We start from the raw sequence: 22,785 nt of genomic DNA, 5'->3' as shown, positions 1-22,785 counted from the left end.
ACGGCCGGAACGGCCAGCACGGCCAGCACGGCCACGGCCAGAACGCTGCACGGCAGGGCGGGAGCGCGACACGTGATCCACGAGGTGGACGAGGTCCTCAAAGGGCTGCTCAGCAGCGGCGCGCTGGCCAGGTCCGGCATTGACATCTCGTTCGACGCGCCCACCCGCGACTGGGCGGCACGGCGCAACGGCCCGGTCATCAACGCCTTCCTGTACGACATTCACGAGGATATGAAGCGCCGTCAGAGCGGCTTCGCCCCGGTGTACGACGAGCGCAAGGTGGTGACGAAGCACCGCACGCCGCCGCGCTGGTTCCGCCTGTCGTACCTGGTGACGGCGTGGACGCGGCAGCCGCAGGACGAACACCGGCTGCTGTCGGCGGTACTGGGCTCGCTGCTGCCCCACGACCAGCTGCCGCCCTCCGCGCTGCCGGGCACGCTGCGGGAGCTGGGCCAGACGGTGACGCTCACACTGGGAGGCATCCAGACCGAGACGCGGTCCCTGGCGGAGATCTGGTCGGCGCTGGGCGGCGAGCTGAAGCCGTCCGTCGACCTGCTGGTCACCGCGCCCTTCCCCGCGTTCGCCGAGTACGACGCCGGCCCGCCCGTCACCAAGGGCGGCGCCGTCCGCCTCAGCCGCCTCGACGAGGAACCGCAGGAGCAGCCGCGGGAGCGCGCGCACCGGCCGCATCAGGTGGCGGCCGCCGCCGCGGCGCGGCTGGGCACCGGCGCGCCGGAGGAACCGGAGTGAACGCCGGGCCGCTGCCACCCCCCGCCACCGCCCGCACGGACCCGGCCGCCGCGCTGCTGGCCCGCCTCGCCCGGATACAGGAACGGGTCGCGCTGCTCGTCGAGCGGCGCTCCGCGGACGATCCGACCGCCGGTGACCCGCTGCGCGGGCTCTACCTGTCCGAGGAGGCCGTCCAGCGCCTGCTGCGGCCCGCGGGACCGGCCGTACCGGACCACGCCGGCACGGGCCCCGGCGGCCTGGACGACGGCCCGGCGCTGCTGCTGCCGGACGTGACCGGCGCGGGCGACCGGCTGGACCAGCTCGCCGGGCGGCTGGGGCTGACCGACATCGATGTCACGCTGCTGCTGCTGGCGCTCGCCCCCGACGTGGACCGCTCCTTCGAGCCGCTGTACGGCTACCTCAACGACGACGTCAGCCGCCGCCGCGCCACCGTCGGGCTGGCGCTCGACCTGTGCGGGCTGCCCGCGCACCTGGCGACGGCGCGCGGCAGGTTCCATCCCGCCGCACCGCTCACGGCGCTCGGGCTGCTGGTCGTCGAGGAACCGGAACGCCCGTTCCTGAGCCGCGCGCTGCGGGTGCCCGACCGGGTGGTGGCCCACCTGCTCGGCGACGACACCCCGGACGCCGCGCTGGCCGGGCACCTGCGGCCCCCGCCGCCGCTGGCCCAGTACGAGGACCCGGACCGGGAGTTCACCCGGCGGCTGGCCGCCCGGCTGACCCGCGGCCCGGTCACCGTCTACCTGCGCGAGCACCGCGAGGGTGACGGGCTGGCCTGCGCCGCGGCCGCGCTGCGCGCCGCCGGGGCTGAGGCGCTGTACTACACCGGGCCCGAGGACCGCGTCCCCGACCTGCTGCGCGAGGCGCGGCTGGGCGGCCGCACGGTCGTCGTCCCGTCGCTGCCGGAGCGGCCGGCGGAGCTGCTGCGGGCGCTGGCGGCCCCCACCGACGTGTCCGTGCTGCTGACCGACCCGCGCCCGTACGACCCGCACTGGTGCCAGAGCGACCCGCTGGTGCTCGACGCGCCCCGGCAGCGCGCGGGGGCGGTGCGCGGCTGGTCGGCTGCTCTGGGCCCGGGTGAGGAACCGGACTTCGATCTGGCGGCCACGGTCGCGCCCTACCACCTGGGCGGCGACCGCGTGGCGCGCGCCGCACGCGCCGCCCGGGAGCTGGCCGGTTTCGACGGCACGCCGCTGACGGCCGCGCACCTGCGGCTGGCCGCCCGGCAGCAGTCGGCCTCGGGGCTGGAGCGGCACGCGCGGCGGATCAGGCCCGACGTGGGGTGGGAGGATCTGGTCCTGCCTGAGCAGCCGCTGGCCCAGCTGCGGGAGCTGGCGCAGCGCGCCCGGCACCGCGACCGGGTGCTGGGCGACTGGCGGCTGAGCGCGGGCGGCGGCCGGGGCCGGGGGGTGCTGGGCCTGTTCGCGGGCGAGTCAGGCACCGGCAAGACGCTGTCGGCGGAGGTGGTGGCGGCCGAACTGGGCCTGGACCTGTACGTCGTGCAGCTGTCGTCGGTGGTGGACAAGTACATCGGCGAGACCGAGAAGAACCTCGAGCGGATCTTCACCGAGGCCGACCGCACCGACGCCGTGCTGCTCTTCGACGAGGCCGACGCCGTCTTCGGCAAGCGGTCGGAGGTGAAGGACTCCCACGACCGGTACGCGAACATGGAGAGCGCCTACCTGCTCCAGCGGCTGGAGTCGTTCGACGGCATCGCCCTGCTGACGACCAATCTGCGCGCCAACATTGACGAGGCGTTCACGCGCCGCCTGGACCTGGTGATCGACTTCCCGTTCCCGGACGCGGAGCAGCGGCTGGCGCTGTGGCGGCACGGGCTGGCGCACGTGCCGGCCGAGGAGGGGGCCGGCGCCGCGCTGGAGGACCTGGCCCGCTCCTTCGAGCTGGCCGGCGGCTCGATCCGCAGCGCCGTCGTCACCGCCGCGTACCTGGCCGCCGGGCGCGGCGGGGCCGTGACGCGGGAGGACCTGCTGGAAGGCGCCCGCCGCGAGTACCGCAAGGCGGGGCGCCTGGTGCCGGGCGAGGGCGCGTGGTGACCCGCGCCGGCCCCCTGCAAGCGGGTGCCAGGGCACCGGCCCGCGGTGCCCTGGCGGCTGCTACTCCAACATCCCCCCGCCGGTCTCAAAGTTTTCGTCGTCCTCGCTGCCGACCGGCTCGACGATGCGCCACTCGTGGTCGTCGGTATTGACGCACTCTTCGATGGTGAGCGGGATGTTGATGTCGGTGGGGCTGTACCCCTCCACTTGGAGGCAGGCGTTATTGCTGGCGAAGTTGCGGATCCAGTAGACGTCCGGGCTCTGCTCGTCCAGCCACCACAGCTGGTTGTCCTCGGTGGTGCCGTCGCAGCGGTACTCCGTGACGGGCGTGCCCGGGGGGTTGGCACCGAAGTCCGGCAGATCCATGCACAGGCCGTCCGCCGCGTTGACGATCTGGATGAGCGGCTCACCGCCCGGCCCGCCGCCGGGATCGACGACCTCCAGGTTCCACAGCTGGTTGTCCGGCTGGTTGCACACCGACTGCTGCACGGGGCCGTTGAGCTGGCCCTCTTCGTAGCCGGGGATGTCGGCGCACCGCAGGGTGACGTCGTTGCGCAGCATCACCGTGGTCGCGGGCACGACCGGCGGATCCTCCGGCGGCGGGGGCGGAGCCTCGTCACCACCGCTCTCCTCCTCTTCTTCCTCCTCCTCTTCCTCCTCGTCCTCCGGCTCCGGCGGCGGTGGCTGCTCGGGGGTCTGGGTGGGCTCGGGCTCGAGGACGGCCCCGGTCTCCTCGCTGTCCTCGCGGGCCAGGCTGCGCACGTCGGGCGCGTAGAGGAACCACAGCATCACGAACGTGACCGCCAGGGCCAGCGTGATGCCGAGGACGGTCGCCAGCCAGCCCGGCAGGAAGCCGCGCTGGACGTACGTGCCCTCCACCGGCAGCGGTTCGGCGCCCGAGCGCTGCACAGCCAGGGTGTACGGCCGGGACTGCTTGGAGCCGAACCAGATGATCTCGCGCGGCCGCAGCGTGCCCTTGATGAACGCCGCCCGCCCGGGCTCGATCTGCACGCTGCTCGGCTGGAGGTCGTAGGAGAGCTGGTCGCCGTTGTCCCTGCCGGTGACCGACGCGGTCAGCAGGGTGTTGCCGAGGTTGTCGATGGCCAGGCGCGGCCGCCCCCGGAACCGGCCCTTGACCGTGGGCGGCACGATCTCGGCCCGCACCTCGGTGAACGGCATGATGGTCAGGTTGCCCTCGGGGACCGTGACGGCTTCGGGGTGCTCGGTCGGCACGATCCGCACGGCGTACGGGTTCGGCCCGGCGGCCGCGTCCGGGGTGCGCGGCGGCGCAAACGTCAGCTCGACGGTCCCGGTAGTGCCCGGGTAGAGCCGGAGCGTCTGCGGCTCCACCGTCGTCCAGGGCGCCACGTTCCCGACGGGTTCGAAGCGGTACTCGTCGACGACGTCGCCGGTGTTGCGCACGCGCAGGCGCACCCGCGTACTGCCGCCGGCTTCGACAGTCGCGGAGGAGGGTTCCAGAGAAGTCCACAGGCTCACGCCACGACGCTAGAGCGGCGGGTGCGCGCGGTCAGGAGCCTTCCGGGCACAGCAGAGTGCCCTCGTGACCCGGCGCACTGGGCCGTGCAGCCCTGGCGGGCCACCGCCGGGCGCGGTGACCAGGCACCGGAGCGCCCGCACGGCCAATTGCCCCTGCGGGCAGGGAGGCTGCCCGAGGGCAGGGACGGCAGGCCGTTACACGGGCGCGTCGCGCGGGCGAGGGTTGGTGTCGTCCAGACTCGTACCCCGAGGAGAGCAAAGCATGCCGTCCTATCTGTCGCCGGGCGTTTATGTCGAGGAGGTGGCCAGCGGAGCGCGACCGATCGAGGGGGTAGGCACGTCGGTGGCCGCCTTTGTGGGCCTGGCGCCCCAGGGCCCGCTGAACGAGCCGACGCTCGTGACGAACTGGTCGCAGTTCGTGGCCAACTTCGGCGACTTCACGGACGGGTACTACCTCGCGCACTCCGTCTACGGCTTCTTCAACAACGGCGGCACCGCGGCCTACATCGTCCGGGTCGGCGGCTCCCCCGAAGGCGCGGGCGAGGGCCCGGCCGGCGAGAACGCCTCCCGTGCCCAGGTCACCGGTTCCGCCGCCCCGGCCGCGCTGCCGTCGGGAGAGCCGCAGCGGCTCGGCACGTTCACGGTCGCCGCTCTCGCCGCGGGGCAGAGCGGCCCGCTGACCGTGGAGGTGGCCGACCAGGAGGGCGAGGGCCCGGCCGACCGCTTCAGGCTGATCGTCAAGGACGGCAACAAGACCGCCGAGACCTTCGACGTTTCGGCGAAGAAGAACAGCCGCTCCTACGTCGTCACGCAGGTCAAGGAGCGCTCCCAGCTCATCTCCGTGGCCGAGGCCGCGCCCGCCGGGCAGCTGGCCCGCCCCGAGAACCAGACGCTGACGCTCACGCCCCCCGCCACACCGCCTGCTGCTACCGACGGCGCTGAGGCGGCGCACCCCGGCCCGGCCGAGTACCTGGGCGACACCGCCGACCGCACCGGTTTCGGCGGCCTGGAGGCCGTGGACGAGATCTCCATGGTGGCCGCGCCGGACCTGATGGCCGCCTACCAGGCGGGCGCGATCGACCTGGAGGCCGTCAAGGCCGTGCAGCTGGGCATGATCGCGCACTGCGAGCTGATGGGCGACCGGGTCGCCATCCTCGACCCGCCGCCGGGCATGAACGCCCGCCAGATCCGGGTCTGGCGCCAGGAGACGGCCGGATACGACTCCAAGTACGCGGCCCTGTACTACCCCTGGATCAAGACCTTCGACCCGGGGAGCGGCAAGACCCGGCTGCTGCCGCCGAGCGGTCACATGGCCGGCGTGTGGGCCCGCAACGACGCCGAGCGCGGTGTGCACAAGGCCCCTGCCAACGAGGTCGTGCGCGGGGCGGTGGACCTGGAGCTCCAGATCACCCGCGGCGAGCAGGACCTGCTCAACCCCATCGGCGTCAACTGCATCCGGGCCTTCCCGGGCCGCGGCATCCGCGTCTGGGGCGCCCGCACCCTCTCCTCGGACCCCGCCTGGCGCTACCTGAACATCCGGCGGTACTTCAACTACCTGGAGGAGTCGATCCTCCTGGGCACGCAGTGGGTCGTCTTCGAGCCGAACGACCACCGGCTGTGGGCCCGGATCCGCCGGAACATCTCGGCGTTCCTCGTCAACGAGTGGCGCTCCGGCGCGCTGTTCGGCGCCAGCCCCGAGCAGGCGTACTACGTGAAGTGCGACGAGGAGACCAACCCGCAGGAGTCCATCGACCTCGGCCGCGTGATCTGCGAGATCGGTGTCGCGCCCGTCAAGCCCGCCGAGTTCGTCATCTTCCGGCTCGCCCAGTTCTCCAGCGGCACCAGCGAGCTGGAGGAGTAACCGCTCCCTCGCGCCGCGGCACCACCGTCAGCCTCCGTACCGTACGTCCCCGGCCCCGGCCGGGACGGATTCCCAGCAAAGGACTGAGCGTTCATGTCTCTTCCCCAGGGCAACGCCGTCACCTCGAACAACTTCGGCATCCAGATCGACGGCGTCATGGTCGAGTTCCTCACGCGGGTCGACGGACTCACCGTGGAGCAGACGGCCATTCCCTGCGCACAGAACAACGAGGACGGCAAGCGGAACGTCGCCATCCTGCCGGGCCCGTGGCAGCCCGGGACGGTCACCGTCGAGCGCGGCATGACCCAGTCGTCGACGTTCAACGACTGGATCAACGACTCGATGGCCGGCCGCATGGACTCCGCCCGAAAGAACGCCACCATCATCCAGATGGACCCCGAGGGGAACCCGGTCAAGCGGTGGCACCTGCGCAACGCCTGGTGCAGCGACCTGCGGGCGAGCTCCTCGAGCGCCGATGACTCGTCGGTGCTCACCGAGACCATCACCATCCAGTTCGAGGAAGTCACGGTCGAGTCCGCGTGATGAGGCGTACGGCTGTCAAGACTGCGGGCCCGCGCGCGGACGGCCCGGCACCCGATCCCGCGGCGGCGCCCGCGTCCGCGCCGGGCGCCGCCCCGGCCGCCGGACCGCGGCAGGAGCTGCGGACAGAGTTCCCGTTCCAGCTGCCGCGCGGCTACGTCGACGAGAACGGCACGGTGCACCGGGACGGCATGATGCGCCTGGCGACGGCCCGGGACGAGCTGGTCCCGCTGCGCGACGTCAGGGTCCAGGAGAACCCGGCCTATCTGTCGGTGGTGCTGCTGGGCCGGGTCATCACCCGCCTGGGCACGCTGAACATGGTCCACGACGGGATCGTGGAGAACATGTTCGCCTCCGACCTGGCGTTCCTCCAGGACTTCTACCGCCAGATCAACGCCGAGGGCCACACCCGCGCGTCGGTGGAGTGCCCGCACTGCTCCGAGTCGTTCGAAGTAGAACTCGGCGGGAGCCGCCTGGGGGAATCGTGACGTACGCGACCGACCGGCTGCACAGGGAGATCGCGTACGTCGCCTACCACTTCCACTGGAGCCTGGACGACATCCTCGACCTGGAGCATCACGACCGCCGCCGCTACGCCGAAGAGATCGCGTCCCTGGTGACGGGCACCCGAACGGAGGGCTGAGCAATGGCTTTCTGGGACCGCTTCCGCCAGGGCCCCAGGGAACGTCCCGCTGACGCTCCCAATGCCGCCGGAGCCATCGGCACCACGAGCGGAACGGGCGGGGCGGGCCCCGCCGGCCGGGACGGGAACGGCGCGCCCGCGCCCGGCTCCCCCACCCGGGCGGCGGGGACCGCCTGGGCACGGCTGCCGCGGATCCAGCGGGCGCTGGACTTCGGACGCGGCGTCGCCGACAACGCGTTCAGCGGGCGGCTGGCGACGTTCCAGAACCCGTCGTTCGCGGGCACGGCCTCCCCTGCGGTGCTGGACGGAACACCGCCGGAGCGGATCGGCGGCTCGCTCGCCGCGCCGTCACGGCCGGTGCCCGGTCTCGAACAGCCCGCCTACTCCCTGCCCGTGGTGCGGCCCGAGCCCACGGCGGACCCCGCACCGGCGGGGCCGGCCGCCCTGCCCGTTCCGCCGTCACCTCCGTCGCCGAGGCGCGGCGTGCGGGTGGCCCCGGCCGCCGAACGCCCCGAGCGGCCGCGGTCGCTGACGCGGACGGCACCGGCCGCGGCCCCCGTGCAGCGCCGCGTGCTTCCGGCGGTCCGCCGCGAGCCGGGGCCTGCTGGCCAGACAGCGGGCGCGCGCCCGGCTACCGGCTCGGCCACGGATTCCCCCAAGGCTGGAGGAACGGTCGCCCCCTCGGCCGGTCCTCCCGCTCCTCCCGGCGGACCGGCGGGTCCGGACGCCCCCGCCGCGAGAGGAGCCACGGGGCGGGCCTCCCGTGGCGAGGCAGCCGTCCAGCGGACGGCGGCCACGCCCAAGGCCCCATTCCCCGACAAGGCGGGAGGGCCAGCCGCCTCCTCGGCTGGCCCTCCCGCCGCCAGTGCCCCGGCGCGTCCGCCCGCGCCCGGCTCCGCTCCCGCCGCCGCGGTCACGCCGCCGTCGCGGGAAGCGCCGCGTACGTCCCGTGCCCCGCGCGTGCCGCCGCGTCCGGCGGCGGACACCGCCCCGGCCGCACCAGCGGCCCCGGCGGCTCCCGCCACGCCGCCCGCACCCACGCACCCGGTGCAGCGCAAGGCCGCACCCGCGAACCCGCCCGCGGGCAAGCCCACCGGCACGTCCGCGTCCGCCGTGCGGCCGCAGCGCACGGCGGACGGGAAGTCCGCCGCTCCCGCAGCGGCGCCGTCCCGGCCGTCCCGGCCGTCCGGACCGTCCGCGCCACAGACCGGGGTGCGGCCCGGATCCGTCACGTCCGCGGACGCCGCGGCCACGCCGTCGCGGGAAGCGCCGCGTGCCTCCCGTGCCCCGCGCGTGCCGCCGCGTCCGGCGGCGGACACCGCCCCGGCCGCACCAGCGGCCCCGGCGGCTCCCGCCACGCCGCCCGCACCCACGCACCCGGTGCAGCGCAAGGCCGCACCCGCGAACCCGCCCGCGACTACGCCTGGTTCCGCTGCCACGCCCACACCGCCCACGCCGTCCAGCCCGGTGCAGCGCACGACCTCTTCCCCCGTCCCCACCGCACCCAACGAGGCGACGCCCCCGGTGCGGCGCGAGAGCGTGGCCTCGCCCGACGCCAGCCCCACCGCGCCGCCCGCGCCGCCCGCGTCCGCGCCCCGCCCCGTGCGGCGCGAGACCGCCTCGCCGAAGGACGCGCCACGCCCCGGCAACGCCACTGCACTCCCCACGCCGCCCGCGCCGGCGCCCCGCCCTGCCACCGCTCACCCCTCTCCCGCCACCCGGCCCGCGGCCATGCCGGCGGACGCCCCTGCCGCCGGCACGCCGGCCACGCCCGCCCGCGGCAGGGCCGCGTCACCGGCCGCACCCGTGCAGCAGTCGGCGAGCACGCCGGCGGCCAAGCCGGTGTCCCCCCGCGCGCAGCAGCGTTCCTCCGCGCCGCGCGCCTCCTCCCCGGTGCAGCGCCGTGCCGACGCGCGGCGCACGGGCGCCGGGGCGGGCCCCCGGCTGGGACTGGGCGCTCCCACCTCCCAGCCGGTTCCCGCGCCGGAAGCAGGCGCGGAGAAGGCCTCCTCCCCGGCCCCCGCCCCGGCGCCCGCCGTCCGGCTGAACCCGCCGCAGCCCGCCGCAGCGCCGCGTCCGCTCGCGCCGGCGCCCCGGCCGGCCCGGTCAGCCGGCCGCGCCCCGGCTCCCTCCGCGAAGCCGCTGGGGGCGCCGCTGGGTGCGCCGCTGGCCGCCCGGCCCACGGACGCCAGGCCGCTGGGCGGCCCGCCCGGCCCGGGCGCTCCCGCCCCGGTCCAGCGCGCCGCGGCCAGCGGCGACGCCCCGCGCAGCCCCGCCCCGGCTCTCCCCGCCAGGGCGCCCGAGCCGCCCGCCGCGACGGCCCGGCCCGCGCTGTCAGCCTCGCCCGCGCCGTCAGCCTCGCCCGCGCTGGCGGCCCCGCCCGCCGCACCGGCCCCGGCGCCGCGGACGGCACAGTCCGCGCCGGACACGCCGGCCACCCCGGCTGCCCGGCCGCGCACCACGCCGTCATCCCCGCCGCTGCCCGTGCAGCTGCGCCGCCCCGCCCGGACGGACGGGGCGTCCTCGCCGTCTGTCCCGGTCACGAATCTTGTCCCGGCCCGGGCCCCGGCTCCCCTCGCGCTGCCCTCGCCCGCGCGCCAGCCCGCGGCGTCCCCCTCCCCGGTGCCTGCTGCACCGGCGCCCGCCGCTGCGGCGCCCCGGTCCGCTCCGGCGCCCCGGCCCGCCGGGACCACAGTCGCCGTCCAGCGCTCCTCCGCACCCATGGCGGTGCCGCGCCCGGCCACCCCGCCGCCGCCGTACTCCGCGACGGCACCCCCGCCGGGCCCGCCGCCGCCCTACACGCCGACGGCCCAGCCGCACAGCGACCCACCGCCGCCCTACCCGGCGGTGCCGCCCGGCGGCTTCGACCCGCGCAAGCTGTCCGACACGCAGCTCGACGAGCTGACGCACCGTCTCATCAGCCGCATCACACGGCTGGTGCGCACCGAACTCCGCCTCGACCGGGAACGGATCGGGCAGCTCAGAGACGGCCGCCGCTGACCCAGCGCACCTCCCGGCCCACGACCGCCACCCCCACGACACGAAAGGCCCAGCGCGATGGCCCAGCGACTAGACCCGGGCACCACCGTCTTCTTCTCTCTCAACATCGACGGCGAGAGCCTCGGCTCGTTCAACGAGTGCGAGGGGCTGGCGTCGCAGGTCGAGATCGAGCAGTACCAGGAAGGCGGCAACAACGGCTTCGTCTGGCAGTTCCCGACCCGCGTCACCTACTCGACCATCCGGCTCACCCGCCCGATCACGCCGGAAACGGCCAAGGTCGCCAAGTGGATCTCCTCCATCCAGACCGGCATCACCCGCCCCACCGCCCAGATCCGGGCCCTGCGGGCGGACGGGTCGGAGGTCACCCGGTGGGGACTGATCGACGTGCTGCCGGTCAGCTGGCAGGGCCCCTCCTTCAACCCGGATAACCCCGCCGTGGCCACGGAGGTGCTCGAAATCGCCCACCACGGCTTCACGGACTGAGAACACCACCAGGAGGAGCCGCACCACCATGGCCGAGGGAAACGGGGGCGCGGGCGCGAGCCTCGTCCGCGCCACGCTTGCCATCCACGAACCGCCCGGCAACTACAGCACGCAGCCGGGCGCCGAGATACGGACGATCGACTTCAGCTTTAACCCGACGCAGGTGACGATCGGCCGCACCTCGCAGTGGAAGTACACCCCGGCACCGGTCGAACGCGACGGTTCGGTCCCCGAGTTCATCGGGCCCGAGCCCCGCGAGATGTCCCTGGAGATCTTCCTCGACTCCTCGCTGAAGCCCACCAGCAAGTCCGTGATGAAGAAGGTGGAGGCGCTGCTGGACTGCTGCTCCGTCACCCCGGAGAGCATGGGCAAGCTCCAGCCGTCGCCGCCGTGGGTGGTCTTCCGCTGGGGCCGCTTCTCCACCGCGGAGTTCACGGCCTACATCAGGTCCGTCGACGCCACCTACACCCTGTTCGGGACCAACGGCGTGCCGATCCGCGCCACCTGCCGGCTGCAACTGGAGGAGATCCCCAGCAAGACCAAACGGCAGAACCCGACGTCGGGCGCGCCGAACATCCAGCGCGTCCACCGGGTCGTCGCCGGAGACTCGCTCCAGTCGCTGGCCTGGCGGGAGTACGGCGACGCGACGGTCTGGCGGTCAATCGCCGAGGCCAACAAGATCGACGATCCCTCGCGCCTGCGTCCGGGGACGGAGCTGGTGCTGCCCGCCGCCGAGGATGTGCTGCGCTGATGTCGAAGATCACCTACTCCAGCGTCCTGCAGATCACCATCAACGGCGATGACCTGCCGCCCGACTGCGTCCCGCTGCTCACCGACGGCTGGGTCGACCAGGGCGTCGGGGTGCCCGCCGCGTTCCGGCTCACCTTCCGGGACCCGCTGCGGCGGATCCTCGGCCTGCTGAACGTCGAGTTCGGCTCCCCGGTCACCATCGCGCCGGTCGCGGCCGGGCAGGGCGCCGCCGATCCGCTGCTGACCGGCGAGGTCACCGGCATGGAAGCGGACTACGACGGGACGGGCTCCTTCGCCGTGATCCGCGGCTACGACAACGGCTTCCGGCTGATGCGGCGCCGCCGGGTGGCCGCCTACCGCAACCAGACGGCGTCCGACATCGCCAGGAAACTGGCCGGCGAGGCCGGGGTGCCGGTGGGGCGGGTGGACCCGACGGGCGCGCCGTACGACTTCATCAGCCAGCCCAACATCACCGACTGGGACTTCCTCGCGCGGCTCGCCGAGGAGAACGAGATGGTCATGTCCATCGACGCCCAGGGGAAGCTCCAGTTCATCGACCCCAGGCCCGCCTCCGGCGCGCCGTCGCCGAAGACGGACGCCGACAGCAGTTTCTTCGTGCTCAGCGGCAAGCGCGACATCCTGCGGCTGCGGGCCGCGGTCACCGCCGCCGACCAGGTCAGCCAGGTCGAGGCGCGCGGCTGGGACGTCACCAGGAAGCAGGAGCTGACCGCCACGGCGGACGTGCTCACCACCCCGGGGGTCGACATCGGCATCACCCCGGGAGAGGCCGCCAAGAGCTTCCGCGGCGCGAAGCTGGTGGAGACGGACACCCCCTACGACCGGCCGGGCGAGGTCACGCGCGCCGCCGCCGCGCTGGCTGACGATGTCACCTCGTCGTTCGCCGAGCTGGAAGTCGTCGCGCGCGGCAACCCGCGGCTGCGGCCGGGCGTGCCGGTGGCGCTGTCCCACGTGGGCAAGCCGTTCGAGGGCAAGTACACCACCACCTCGGTGCGGCACACCTTCGGCGACGGCAGGCACTACGAGGCATGGGTGTCCGTCACCGGACGGCAGTGGCGCTCGCTGTACGGCCTCGCCTCGGGCGGCGCCGTCGCGCAGTCCTCGCCGCGGCTGCCCAGCGTGGCCAACGCGCTCGTCACCGACGTGCAGGACCCGCTCAAGCAGGGGAGGGTAAAGCTCAAGTTCCCGTGGCTGGACGACTCCTACGTCAGCGACTGGACCCGCGTCATGCAGTGGGGCGGCAAGGGCGGCGGCGGCATCTTCCCGCTGGATGTCGGCGACGAGGTGCTGGTGGCCTTCGACCGGGGCGCCCTGGACCACCCGTTCGTCATCGGCGGGCTCTACAACGGCCAGGACAAGCCGACCCGGGTCAAGGACGTGCCGCTGCACGACGGGCTGCGCAACCGGTCGGCCCGGCACACCCTGGCGGACCGCACGGGCAACCGCCTGGACCTGCTCAGCCAGCGGTCCGGCGCCCGCAAGCAGGGTGTCCGCCTGGCCACGGGCGACGGCAAGCTCGTCATCAACCTCGACCGGACCAAGACGGAGATCACCGTCGACAGCGACGGCGCGGTCAGCATCTCGGGCGGCAGGTCCGTGTCGGTGAAGGCCGGCACCGACCTGGAGCTCAGCGCGGGCGGCAGGCTGTCCCTGCGGGCCGGCGGCCTGCTGGAGATGCAGAGCACCGGCCTGATCAACCTCCGCTCCCTGGCCGGGCTCGTCACGGTCAACGCCACCTCGGGCGTGAACCTGACGGCCTCCAACATCGGGCTCAATGGCGTGGTGCTCGTCCGGGGCAAACCGCTGCCGATGCCATGAGATACCGCAAGCACAACAGGGAAAGGCAGGTGTGCGGCTGAATGGCCGAGCAGTTCGTCGGCTCCGGCTGGGCGTTCCCGATGCGCGTCTCCCCCACCGGAGGCATCGCGCTGGTCAGCGGCGAGCGCGAGATCGAGGAGGCGATCCGGCTGATCCTGGCCACCGCGCCGGGTGAGCGGCCGTTGCGTCCCGAATACGGCTGCGCCATCCACGACCTGGTGTTCGCCCCGGTCAACGAGCAGACCGCGGGCCGCATCGAACAGGAGGTGCTCGCCAGCCTGGACCGCTGGGAGCCGCGCATCGAGGTCCACGACGTGGAGGTGACCGCCAGCTCCGACCAGAGCGTGCTGTACATCGACGTCCACTACGAGATCCGCGGCACCAACAACCCGCGCAGTCTCGTCTTCCCCTTCTACGTCATTCCGTCCCACGACGAGCCGGACGCCACGGGTCCGGCTTCCGAAAGCGACCGCTGATGGCACTGCCTTCCCCCAACCTCGACGACCGCCGGTTCCAGCAGTTCGTCGACGACGCCAAGCGCTACATCCAGCAGCGCGCCCCGGAGTGGACCGACCACAACGTCTCCGACCCGGGTGTCACCCTCGTCGAGACGGTCGCCCACATGGCCGACCAGATCGTGTACCGGCTCAACCGCGTGCCGGAGAAGAACCACCTGGCGTTCCTCGACCTCGTCGGCATCAACCTGTTCCCGCCCTCCGCCGCCCGCACGGACGTCACGTTCTGGCTGTCGGCGCCGCAGGAGGAGGCGGTGCTGGTGCCGACCGGCACCGAGGTCGCCACCATGCGGTCGGAGACCGAGGACGCGGTCGTCTTCTCCACCGAGCGCGGCCTGTCGATCGTGTCGTGCGCGCTGCGCCACCTGGTGGTGCAGCGCCGCGACGAGCCGGTCACCGACCGGACGGCCGACCTCGCCGAGGGCAAGGACGTGCTGTGCTTCGCCGAGGCGCCGGCCGCCGGCGACTGCCTGCTCTTCGGGCTGACGGCGGCCGTGCCGCACTGCGCGGTGGCGCTGGACCTGGACAGCCGGGTCGACGGCGTCGGCGTGGACCCGCGCCAGCCGCCGCTGGTGTGGGAGGCGTGGACCGAGAGCGGCTGGCAGGAGTGCGAGGTCGACCGGGACGGCACGGGCGGCCTCAACCGGCCCGGCGAAGTGGTGCTGCACGTCCCCGGCGGCCACACGCTGTCGCGCAGCGGCGGCCAGCTGGCGGGATGGCTGCGGTGCCGCGTCACCGAACCCCTGCCGGACCAGCCGTTCTACACCACCTCGCCGACCGTCAGGGCGGCCGAGGCGTTCACGATCGGCGGCACCGTGCCGGCCGTGCACGCCGAGACGGTGTATGACGAGGCGCTCGGCGAGTCCACCGGCCTGCCGGGGCAGCGCCTGCGGCTGGCGCACGCCCCGGTGGTCGGGGACGATCCGCCGCTGCTGCTGCAGACCGCCGAGGACGACGGCTGGGTGGACTGGGAGGTGGTGCCGCACTTCGCGGGCTCCCGGCCGGCCGACCGCCACATCACCCTCGACGCGACGACCGGCGAGATCGCCTTCGGCCCCGCCGTGCGCGAACCCGACGGCAGCCTGCGGCAGTACGGGATGGTCGCCCCCAAGGGGGCGGTGATCCGCGCCCGCCGGTACCGCACCGGCGGCGGGCGCGCCGGCAACGTGGCGCGCGGCGCGGTGCAGGTGCTGCGGACCTCCATCCCGTTCGTCTCCGAGGTCGTCAACCGCGAGGCCGCGCGCGGGGGCGTGGACGGCGAGACGGTCGAGGAGGCGAAGCTGCGGGCGCCGATCACGCTGCGCGCCCAGGAGCGGGCGGTGACGCTGCGCGACTACGAGGAGCTGGCGCGGCGCGCCGCCCCGGAGACCGCGCGCATCACCTGCCTGGAGGGCGAGGAGAACGAGTACGGCGCGTACGCGGTGCGGGTCCTGGTGGTGCCGCAGGCGGTGCCGGACCCGGGCGGGCGGCTGCGTTTCGAGCAGCTGGTGCCCGGCGACGCGCTGCTGCGCCGCATCACCCGTCATCTGGACGAGCGGCGGCTGATCGGGACGCGGCTGGCGGTCGGGCCGCCGTACTACCAGGGCGTCACGGTCGTCGCGACGGTGCACGCCTTCCCCGGCGTGCCCGCCGACCGGGTGCGCCGCGAGGCGCACGACGCGCTGTACCGCCATCTCGACCCGCTCACCGGCGGGGTGACGGGCGACGGCTGGCCGTTCGGCCGGCCGGTGCAGGCGGGCGAGGTCTTCGCCGTGCTGCAGCGCGTGCCGGGCGTGGAACTCGTCGACGAGGTGGCGCTGTACCCGGCCGACCCGCTGACGGGCAAGCGCGGCGACGCGACGGACCGGATCGGTCTCGCCCCCTCCTCGCTGGTGTTCTCCTTCGACCACCGGGTGCGGGTGATCGGGGGTGCGGAGGCGTGACGGTCTCGCGCGTGCCCGGGCAGCCCGGGAAGCCTGCGGAGCCTGGAAGGGGGGCCCGGTGAGGGGATCGATCGACGGCCTGGGCTCACCGACGCCGCTGGGGATGATGCTGCCGGCCGTCTTCGCCGACGATGACCTGGCGCAGCGCTTCGTCGCGGGTCTCGACGAGGTGCTCGCGCCCATCCTGAACGTGCTGGACTGCCTCGACGCCTACTTCACGCCCGCGCTGGCGCCACTGGACTTCGCGCGCTGGCTCGGCACGTGGGTCGGCGCCGAGACCGACGGCACGGAGCCGGAGGAGCGGCTGCGCGCGGCTGTCGGCGCCGCCGCCTACCTGCACCGGATCCGGGGTACCCGGCGCGGCCTGTCCGAGGCGGTGCGCCTGGCATTCGGCGTGGCGCCGGAGATCACCGAGAGCGGGGGCGCGGACTGGAGCCCCCGGCCGCTCGGGCCCATCCCCGGTGAACCCCGGCCGCGTCTCCACGTGCTGCTGCGGCTGCCCGACCCGAAGCCTTCGGACCAACACCGCCTGGACGCGCTGGTGGCCGCGGCCCGCCCGGCGCACATGCCGTACACGGTCCAGGTGACCGCCCTCGAAAGGAATCCGGAGAGATGACCAGCCAGAACTGCGCCGAGTGCGGCACCCGCGCGGAGCCGGGCCAGTCGTTCTGCGACGCGTGCGGGGCCGTGCTCAGCTGGAGCGAGCCTGCCGCCACCCGCACGGCCTCGGCGCGGGGCGGAGCCGGCCGGGAGCGAACAACAGCTCCGCCCGCGGGCGTTACCCCGGCGGCAGACCCCGAGCCGGCGCCCAGCAAGGAGCCGGGTCCCCCGCCCCCGGCCCCCGCGGCGGCGCGGGACACCCGCCCGGAGCCGGTCCTCGCTCCCCCGCCGCCGGAGGAGGACGACGACACCATCCCCAACCTCCGGCTGCGGCCGGCCGGGACGGACGGGCGGACCAGCGGAACCGACGGAACCAGCGGAGCCGACAGGACGGACGGCACGATCGGGACCGGCGGAACGGACCGGTCGCCGGACCGGCCCGGCGGCGACGCCGCCCCGGAGACCAGCCGGGCGCGCGAGCTGCTGGTGCCGGTCGCCGACCCCTCGGCCCCTGCCGAGCCGCAGCCCGCCATCGCCCCCGCCCTGCCGGGCCGGCCGCACGCCTCCCGCCCGCAGGTCCGCCGCCCCACGCCGCAGCCCGGCGTCCCCGGCGGCCCGCCGTGCCCGTGGTGCGGCACCCCCAACCGCCCCGACCGGCACTTCTGCGTCCAGTGCGCCATGCCGCTGTCGGGCGAGGACGGCGCGCCGGGCCCCAGGCCGTGGTGGCGCCGGATCTTCGACCGGGGCCGGGAGGCGCCGTGGGCCGGTGAGCGGCCCCGGCTGCGCCGCAGCTTCGGGTACGTGATGCGGTGGGTGGTCTGGTCGCTGGTCATCGTGCTGCTGGTGGTGGCCGCCACGCGGATCCCCGACGCGGTGCGGGCGACCCGTGACCACTTCGCCCGGCGCGCGGCGGTGTCCCCCGACTCCTTCCGCGCCTCGCGTTCCTTCCCGGACCACGAACCGCAGCTGGCCTTCGACAAGCTCAGCGACACCTGGTGGGGCCCGGGCGTCTCGCAGTCCGGGCAGGGCGAGTGGATCGAGGCGCGGTTCGACACCCCCACCCGGCTCCTCGACGTCATCATCACGCCCGGCGTCTCCACACGCGCCGACCAGCTCAGCGAGCAGGCGCAGCCGCACCGCCTTGAGGCCCGGATCACCAAGGCCGACGGCACCGTCGAGACCCGCGAGGTGGTCCTCGACCAGGGCCCGGGCGGGCAGCGCCGCTCCTTCCGCGCCGAGGACGTCACCCGGGTCCGCTTCACCCTCCAGTCCGCCCACGGCGCGGCGGACGACAAGCAGGTCGCCATCGCCGAGATCGAGTTCTTCGGCCCCTCCTCAGGCGGTTCCTGACCCGGTCCGGCCCCACCGCCGTCCCCCGCCCCGCACACGCGTCACTGTGCGGGGCAGCTCTCCTCGTATCCCGCGTCCGGCACGTGTTCCTCCCACTCCCCGGGCGAGAAACCGCCGTCGGCGGCCCGGCACGCCATGCCGAGGGTGTCGGCGGCGATCTCCGGATAGCCGCCGAGGTCCCACAGGTAGGCCCGGCCGCCGCTGACGGTTACCATCGTGCGCCCGTCGCCGGCGAACTCGATGCCGGTGACGTCATCCGGGTGGCCGTCCAGGGTGGCCGCGAGGTGCGGCCGGCCCGGGTCGCCGGTGGACCACAGCCAGGCCGCGTCGTCGTCCCCGCCGCCGGCGAGCAGCGTCCCCCCGGGATGGAACGACAGCAGCAGATACCGCACGTCGCGGCCGTCGTCCTCCGGGCCCGCCCGGCCGGTGACGGCGGGCCCGCCCGCGGCCGTGAGGTCCCACAGCAGCACGGCGCCGCCGGTCTCCCCCGTCGCCACGAGGTCGCCCCCGGGATGGAACGCTCCGTTGCCGTCGGACTCCTCCAGCACCACCAGGCCGTCCTCGTCCGCGCCGGTCTCCCGCACCGCGACGGACCACTGCCCCGGGATGAGCAGCAGGCTCCCGTCCGGGCTGAACGACAGGCGGTACCGTGCCCCGGTGCCGGTGAACGACCCGCCCTCGGCGGGCGACGCGGGATCGGAGACGTCCCACAGGGCGGTCCAGCCCTCCGAGAAAGAGTTCTGCGCGCCGGAGGCGGCCAGCAGCGGGCCGCTCGGCGAGAAGGCCAGCGACAGGTGTTCCTGGCTGGTGGGCAGCCGGATGGTGCCGGCCTCGCGGAGCCGGGAGCGGTCGGTGATGTCCCACAGCCGGAGCGTGCCGTCGACGTGCCCGCTGGCCAGCAGGGTGCCGCGGGAGTCGAGGGCGAGGTCCAGCACCAGGCTGCCGGTATCGGCCGGCGGGGACAGCGGCCGGGGGTCAGCGGGGTCGCGCGGGTCCCACAGCCGCAGCCCGGTGCCGGAGGCGGCGGCCAGGACGTGACCGTCGGCGCTGAGAGCCGTCACGTCGGCGGGCACCTCCCCGACGACCTGGGGAGCGGCGGTGGCGGCGAGGTCCCAGCGGATCAGTTCCGCCTCGCCGTTGCCCTCGTCCGCGGAGACCAGCGCGCCACCGGATCCGAACGCCAGCGCGGAGACGGACTGGTGCCCCGGCAGGACGCGGGAGCGCTCCGGGGACCGCGCGTCGCTCACGTCCCACACCGTCACCTCGCCGTTGAGGGAGCCCGTGGCCAGCCGCTCGCCGTCAGCGGACAGGGCCAGACCGCTGACCAAGTCGGTGTGGGCGGACCGCTCCGCCAGCACCTCCGCCTCGCCGGGCCCGCGCACTCCGATCAGCTTCACGGCGTTGCCCTGGCAGGTCGCGAGAAGGGACCCGTCACCGCTGAACGCCAGGTGGCCGTTGGAGCCGCGTGTCAGCGCGCCGGGGCGTGGCTGCTCCGGGTCCGAGGCGTCCCACAGCCGCACCCCGGTGACGCCCCAGAGGCTGTCGGCGTCCAGGGCGCCGCTGCCCCTGAGGGTGGCCGAGGCGGCGGCCAGCGTGTCGCCGTCCGGGCTGAAGGCCACGCTGTCCGTCTCGTAGACGCGGCGGGTGACCGACAGCCGCCGGGGCTGTTCCGGCTCACCCAGGTCCCACAGCACCAGCGCGCCTCCCGTCTCCCGGCCCTCGGCGAGGTCGCCGGGCCACCAGCCGGCCGCCGCCAGGACCGTGCCGTCCTCGTTCAGCGCCACCGCCTCGGGCGCGCCAGGCAGGCCGGTAACCGCCGGAGCCGACAGCCGCCGGGGCGCGGTGCCCTCGGCGAGGCCGTCGATGTCCCACACGGTGACAGCGCCGCCGCAGGGGGCGGCGAGCGTGCGGCCGTCCGCTGAGAAGGCCGCGGCCTCGGCGCGGGCACCGTCGCAGGGCAGTGTCGCCAGCGGCCCGGCCCCGGCTCCTGCCCGCGTGACGCGGCCGGTGTCCCACAGGTGCAGGCCGGAGCCGTCCTGGCCGGCCGTCACGAGCGTGCGGCCGCCAGGGCCCAGCCGCACTCCGCCGGTGGTGCCGGCGGGCAGCCTGACGCTGCCGCGGAACGGGCTGGCAGCCAGCGTCTCGAAGAGCGCCCGGCGGGCGTCGGCGGTGGGCTGGAGGGCGTAAGCGGCGAGTCCCTGACGCAGCGACAGCCGCGGGTCGGCGGCGCGGGTGTTCTCCGCCTGGGCCAGCAGGGCGCGGTACGCCGCGACCTCGCGCTGTTCCTCGGCGATGCGCTGCTGCCGTACGGCGGCCAGCGCGGCGATGACGGTCAGGCACAGCGCCACCGCGATGACCACCACGGTGCTCCGCAGCAGCCGGACCCGCTGCCGTTCGCGGTACCGCTCCCGGGCGGCGGCCCGCTGGCCGGCGGTGAGGAACTCCAGGCTCCGGGCGTCAAGTGGCCGTCTGCGGGCCTGGCTGAGCAGTTCGGCGGCGGCGTGTTCCAGCCGGCTGCCCCGGTAAAGGAACGCGGCGTCGCGGCCGGACCTGTGCCACTCCTCGGCGGCGGCCCGCACCCGCTGCCGCAGCCGGAGCGTCGCGGCGTCCTCCTCGATCCAGCGGCGCAGCCGGGGCCAGGCGTGCAGCAGGGCCTCGTGGGAGATCTGCGCCGTGTCCTGGTCGGTGGTGATGAGCCGGGCCTCGGCGAGCCGGTCACGGATGGCGGGGTGCGGCAGCCGGTCCAGCGGCACCCGCTGGCGGACGGCGCCGCCGACCGTGCCTTGCGGCGGGAAGTACACCAGGCGCAGCAGGAGTTCCCGCAGCCCGGCGCGGCCGGCCTGGTCAAGTGACTGGTAGAGGGCCTCGGTCGTGGTGGCGACGGAGCGCCAGATGCCGCCGGTGGCCTGGTAGCCGGCGAGCGTGAGCCGGGCACCGCTGCGGCGCAGCCAGGTCTCGCGCAGCGCGTGCGCGAGGAACGGCAGGGCGCCGGCGTCGTCACCGGAGCGGCCCTCGCGCAGATCGTGGAGCAGCCGGTCGGTCAGGCCCGGCTCCAGCGTCAGCCCGGCCGCGGCGGCCGGTCCCTCCACGGCAGCGCGCAGGTCCTCCTCGCGCATCGGCGGGACGGTGATCTGGTGCGCCGCCAGGGCACGTTCGAGCAGGGGGTGGGCCAGGCAGCTGCCGTAGTGGTCGGCACGCAGCCCGAGCACCACGCGGGGCCGGGGGCCGGGGCCGCCGCCGGCCAGGGCGGCGATGAATGCGGCACGTTCGCGGGGGTCTGGGCAGCGGGTGAAGACCTCCTCGAACTGGTCGACCACCAGCAAGCGGCACGCCGGGTGCCCGGGGGCCGGCCCGGGCAGGCGGCCGGAGGCGAGAGCGGACCGCACCTCGGCGGCACCGCGTCCGGTGGCCCGGGCCCATGCGGCGGCCAGCGCTGTGAGCGGGCGGGGCCCGGGGGCGGGCAGCAGCAGCGCGGGCCAGTCCTGGCCGTGGCGGGCCTCGATCCCGGCGAGCAGGCCGGCCCGCAGCAGCGACGACTTGCCGGCGCCGGAGGCGCCGACCAGGACGATGGGGCCGGATGCGGCGGGGTCCTCGACGGCGTCGAGGAGCCTGGCGGCCAGGGCGTCGCGGCCGAAGAAGTGCGCGGCGTCCTCGGCGCGGAACGGCTCCATGCCCGGGTAGGGGCACGGCACGTCCGCGGGCGGCTCGGCGTCCGGGTCGGGTTTCCGGTAGGCGCGGTTGGGCGCCAGGACCAGAGCACCCATCGTGCCTTCGCTCTGGCGGGCGGGGCGGGCGTGTCCGTCGTCGGCGAGCCGCCGGTCCAGCACGGTGTGGAGGTGGTCGGCCGTCAGCCACGGCGGCCCGGCCGGGTCGCCCTCGGTGAGCAGCCGCAGCAGCTGCCCGGAGAAGCGGGTGTGCCGTTCCCCCTGGGGCGCGAAGGACAGGGCGTAGTGCGAGGCGGAGGTGAGCAGGAAGCTGCCGCGGGGCCGGGCAGCGGCGAAGGGCTGGGGGGCGCCGCCGTCCTTCGGCGGGGTGCTGGCGCGGCCGGAGAAGCAGCAGTCGAGGACGACGAGGGCGCCGCTGGGCGCGTCGCCGAGCAGATCCCGCAGGGTGCGGTACGGCACGGCACCGGCGACCTGCCGGTCGGAGCGGCTGGCGTAGGTGGCCAGGTACAGCTCGTCGCCGGGGCCGAGCAGGCCGTGGCCGGTGTAGTACAGCAGCACCGGCCCGGTGGCGCCGGCGCACGCCTCCTCAACGGCGGCGACGATGTCCGTGGGCCCGGCGTCGCGGGGCGGACGGACGATGTGCCCGGGGGGCATGCCGCAGCTCTCGCACAGCGCGCGGGCGAGGTCGTCGAGTGTGGTGTCGACGGAGGGCAGCGGGGGAAGCGCGGAGCCGGGGGCGTGGCTGCCGGTGCCGAGGAGCACGGCGCGGGCGCCCGGACCGGCCAGTCCGCCGTCCGGGCTGGCCGTCATCGCCCGGGTTCCCCGCTGTCCCGGCCGTCACCCGGGGGCGGTCCGGCCAGGCGCTCGGCGAGTTCGGCGAGCTCCTGCGGGCTGAGCTGGCGCGCCCGCCGCGTGGCGATGCTGATCTCGGTGCCGTCAGGGCGGGTAACGGTCACCGTGCAGTCCTGGCGGCGGGTCTGTACCCAGGCGACCAGCGCGCCGGCGAACACGGCGGCGACGCCGCCCGGTTCCAGCAGCGCGATGACGGCGTCGGCGGCCGGGCCCATCGCGCCGGGCGGGGCCTCGGCCGTGGTGTCGCGCAGCACGCGGCCGCGCAGCTCCGGGACGTCGCGCAGCCAGGCGCGCAGCTCGTGTGCCCCCTCCGGCCGCACCGTCATCGTGACGCGCATGGTGCCCTCCCGCCTCGGACGACCACTTGTGCAAATCTACCGCGCAGCCTTGCCGAACGGCACGCCAATCGCGCTGCGTGCGGCTGCGGTTGGGGCCGGGCGGCCGCGCACAGCGGACAGGGGCACAAGGCA

18 protein-coding genes are annotated in these 22,785 nt (G+C 75.0%); 14 read left to right on the top strand and 4 right to left on the bottom strand.

Annotation, left to right across the window (positions count from 1 at the left end):
• Positions 1–72: 72 nt before the first annotated feature.
• On the top strand, positions 73–750 hold the full coding sequence (locus tag JK356_RS15325; RefSeq protein WP_201868505.1) for a DUF4255 domain-containing protein: 678 nt from the start codon (positions 73–75) through the stop codon (positions 748–750).
• Positions 747–2,801, top strand: a complete 2,055-nt coding sequence (locus tag JK356_RS15320; RefSeq protein ID WP_201868504.1) for an AAA family ATPase — start codon at positions 747–749, stop codon at positions 2,799–2,801. The genes JK356_RS15325 and JK356_RS15320 overlap by 4 nt, the downstream gene beginning before the upstream one ends.
• A gap of 60 nt (positions 2,802–2,861) precedes the next feature.
• Here JK356_RS15320 and JK356_RS15315 read toward each other — a convergent pair whose 3' ends face one another.
• Positions 2,862–4,298 carry an RICIN domain-containing protein gene (locus JK356_RS15315; protein ID WP_201868503.1) on the bottom strand — a complete coding sequence of 479 codons (1,437 nt, stop codon included), beginning with the start codon at positions 4,296–4,298 and terminating at the stop codon, positions 2,862–2,864.
• Positions 4,299–4,560: 262 nt separating this feature from the next.
• Between JK356_RS15315 and JK356_RS15310 the strand changes: the two genes are divergently transcribed.
• The 4 genes from JK356_RS15310 (at position 4,561) to JK356_RS15295 (ending at position 7,342) form a co-directional block, all read left to right on the top strand.
• Positions 4,561–6,159, top strand: a complete 1,599-nt coding sequence (locus tag JK356_RS15310) for a phage tail sheath family protein (RefSeq protein WP_201868502.1) — start codon at positions 4,561–4,563, stop codon at positions 6,157–6,159.
• Between the two features lie 93 nt (positions 6,160–6,252).
• Entirely contained in the window at positions 6,253–6,702 is a 450-nt protein-coding gene (locus JK356_RS15305; protein ID WP_201868500.1) for a phage tail protein, read from the top strand.
• Positions 6,702–7,187, top strand: a complete 486-nt coding sequence (locus tag JK356_RS15300; protein ID WP_201868499.1) for a hypothetical protein — start codon at positions 6,702–6,704, stop codon at positions 7,185–7,187. Before JK356_RS15305 ends, JK356_RS15300 begins: the two co-directional genes overlap by 1 nt.
• On the top strand, positions 7,184–7,342 hold the full coding sequence (locus JK356_RS15295; RefSeq protein WP_201868498.1) for a DUF6760 family protein: 159 nt from the start codon (positions 7,184–7,186) through the stop codon (positions 7,340–7,342). The genes JK356_RS15300 and JK356_RS15295 overlap by 4 nt, the downstream gene beginning before the upstream one ends.
• A 1,700-nt stretch (positions 7,343–9,042) precedes the next feature.
• Here the strand turns inward: JK356_RS15295 and JK356_RS21950 are convergent.
• The gene (locus JK356_RS21950; protein ID WP_236671369.1) at positions 9,043–9,885 is read right to left on the bottom strand and encodes a hypothetical protein; all 843 of its coding nucleotides are present in this window, start codon (positions 9,883–9,885) and stop codon (positions 9,043–9,045) included.
• A gap of 178 nt (positions 9,886–10,063) precedes the next feature.
• Between JK356_RS21950 and JK356_RS21945 the strand changes: the two genes are divergently transcribed.
• The 8 genes from JK356_RS21945 to JK356_RS15255 are packed head-to-tail and all read left to right on the top strand — an operon-like array spanning position 10,064 to position 17,798.
• Positions 10,064–10,342: a hypothetical protein gene (locus JK356_RS21945; protein ID WP_236671368.1), complete on the top strand. Its 279-nt coding sequence runs from the start codon at positions 10,064–10,066 to the stop codon at positions 10,340–10,342.
• A gap of 57 nt (positions 10,343–10,399) precedes the next feature.
• A complete protein-coding gene (locus JK356_RS15285; RefSeq protein WP_201868497.1) occupies positions 10,400–10,825 on the top strand; it encodes a phage tail protein in 426 nt (141 codons plus the stop codon).
• A 28-nt stretch (positions 10,826–10,853) separates the two neighbouring features.
• Positions 10,854–11,576, top strand: a complete 723-nt coding sequence (locus JK356_RS15280) for a LysM peptidoglycan-binding domain-containing protein (RefSeq protein ID WP_201868496.1) — start codon at positions 10,854–10,856, stop codon at positions 11,574–11,576.
• On the top strand, positions 11,576–13,411 hold the full coding sequence (locus JK356_RS15275) for a VgrG-related protein (protein WP_201868495.1): 1,836 nt from the start codon (positions 11,576–11,578) through the stop codon (positions 13,409–13,411). The genes JK356_RS15280 and JK356_RS15275 overlap by 1 nt, the downstream gene beginning before the upstream one ends.
• A gap of 41 nt (positions 13,412–13,452) precedes the next feature.
• A complete protein-coding gene (locus JK356_RS15270) occupies positions 13,453–13,887 on the top strand; it encodes a GPW/gp25 family protein (protein WP_201868494.1) in 435 nt (144 codons plus the stop codon).
• Entirely contained in the window at positions 13,887–15,848 is a 1,962-nt protein-coding gene (locus JK356_RS15265; protein WP_201868492.1) for a putative baseplate assembly protein, read from the top strand. Before JK356_RS15270 ends, JK356_RS15265 begins: the two co-directional genes overlap by 1 nt.
• 58 nt (positions 15,849–15,906) lie before the next feature.
• Positions 15,907–16,464 carry a phage tail protein gene (locus JK356_RS15260; protein WP_307815607.1) on the top strand — a complete coding sequence of 186 codons (558 nt, stop codon included), beginning with the start codon at positions 15,907–15,909 and terminating at the stop codon, positions 16,462–16,464.
• Positions 16,461–17,798 carry a zinc ribbon domain-containing protein gene (locus JK356_RS15255; RefSeq protein WP_201868490.1) on the top strand — a complete coding sequence of 446 codons (1,338 nt, stop codon included), beginning with the start codon at positions 16,461–16,463 and terminating at the stop codon, positions 17,796–17,798. Before JK356_RS15260 ends, JK356_RS15255 begins: the two co-directional genes overlap by 4 nt.
• A gap of 41 nt (positions 17,799–17,839) precedes the next feature.
• Here the strand turns inward: JK356_RS15255 and JK356_RS15250 are convergent, their stop codons facing one another.
• Entirely contained in the window at positions 17,840–22,273 is a 4,434-nt protein-coding gene (locus tag JK356_RS15250; protein WP_201868488.1) for a caspase family protein, read from the bottom strand.
• Entirely contained in the window at positions 22,270–22,653 is a 384-nt protein-coding gene (locus JK356_RS15245) for a hypothetical protein (RefSeq protein WP_201868486.1), read from the bottom strand. Before JK356_RS15245 ends, JK356_RS15250 begins: the two co-directional genes overlap by 4 nt.
• Between the last annotated feature and the right edge of the window lie 132 nt (positions 22,654–22,785).

It is taken from the genome of Streptomyces sp. 7-21 (assembly GCF_016741785.1).
Classification (GTDB): domain Bacteria; phylum Actinomycetota; class Actinomycetes; order Streptomycetales; family Streptomycetaceae; genus Streptomyces.
This window is presented reverse-complemented; position numbering and strand designations above follow the sequence as displayed.

Excerpts from the sequence above, each read along its gene's own strand:
- JK356_RS15310 (WP_201868502.1), top strand. The coding sequence starts at position 4,561 with ATGCCGTCCTATCTGTCGCCGGGCGTTTATGTCGAGGAGGTGGCCAGC.
- JK356_RS15305 (WP_201868500.1), top strand. The coding sequence starts at position 6,253 with ATGTCTCTTCCCCAGGGCAACGCCGTCACCTCGAACAACTTCGGCATC.
- JK356_RS15300 (WP_201868499.1), top strand. The coding sequence starts at position 6,702 with ATGAGGCGTACGGCTGTCAAGACTGCGGGCCCGCGCGCGGACGGCCCG.
- JK356_RS21945 (WP_236671368.1), top strand. The coding sequence starts at position 10,064 with ATGGCGGTGCCGCGCCCGGCCACCCCGCCGCCGCCGTACTCCGCGACG.
- JK356_RS15285 (WP_201868497.1), top strand. The coding sequence starts at position 10,400 with ATGGCCCAGCGACTAGACCCGGGCACCACCGTCTTCTTCTCTCTCAAC.
- JK356_RS15280 (WP_201868496.1), top strand. The coding sequence starts at position 10,854 with ATGGCCGAGGGAAACGGGGGCGCGGGCGCGAGCCTCGTCCGCGCCACG.
- JK356_RS15275 (WP_201868495.1), top strand. The coding sequence starts at position 11,576 with ATGTCGAAGATCACCTACTCCAGCGTCCTGCAGATCACCATCAACGGC.
- JK356_RS15270 (WP_201868494.1), top strand. The coding sequence starts at position 13,453 with ATGGCCGAGCAGTTCGTCGGCTCCGGCTGGGCGTTCCCGATGCGCGTC.
- JK356_RS15265 (WP_201868492.1), top strand. The coding sequence starts at position 13,887 with ATGGCACTGCCTTCCCCCAACCTCGACGACCGCCGGTTCCAGCAGTTC.
- JK356_RS15255 (WP_201868490.1), top strand. The coding sequence starts at position 16,461 with ATGACCAGCCAGAACTGCGCCGAGTGCGGCACCCGCGCGGAGCCGGGC.
- JK356_RS15250 (WP_201868488.1), bottom strand. The coding sequence starts at position 22,273 with ATGACGGCCAGCCCGGACGGCGGACTGGCCGGTCCGGGCGCCCGCGCC.
- JK356_RS15245 (WP_201868486.1), bottom strand. The coding sequence starts at position 22,653 with ATGCGCGTCACGATGACGGTGCGGCCGGAGGGGGCACACGAGCTGCGC.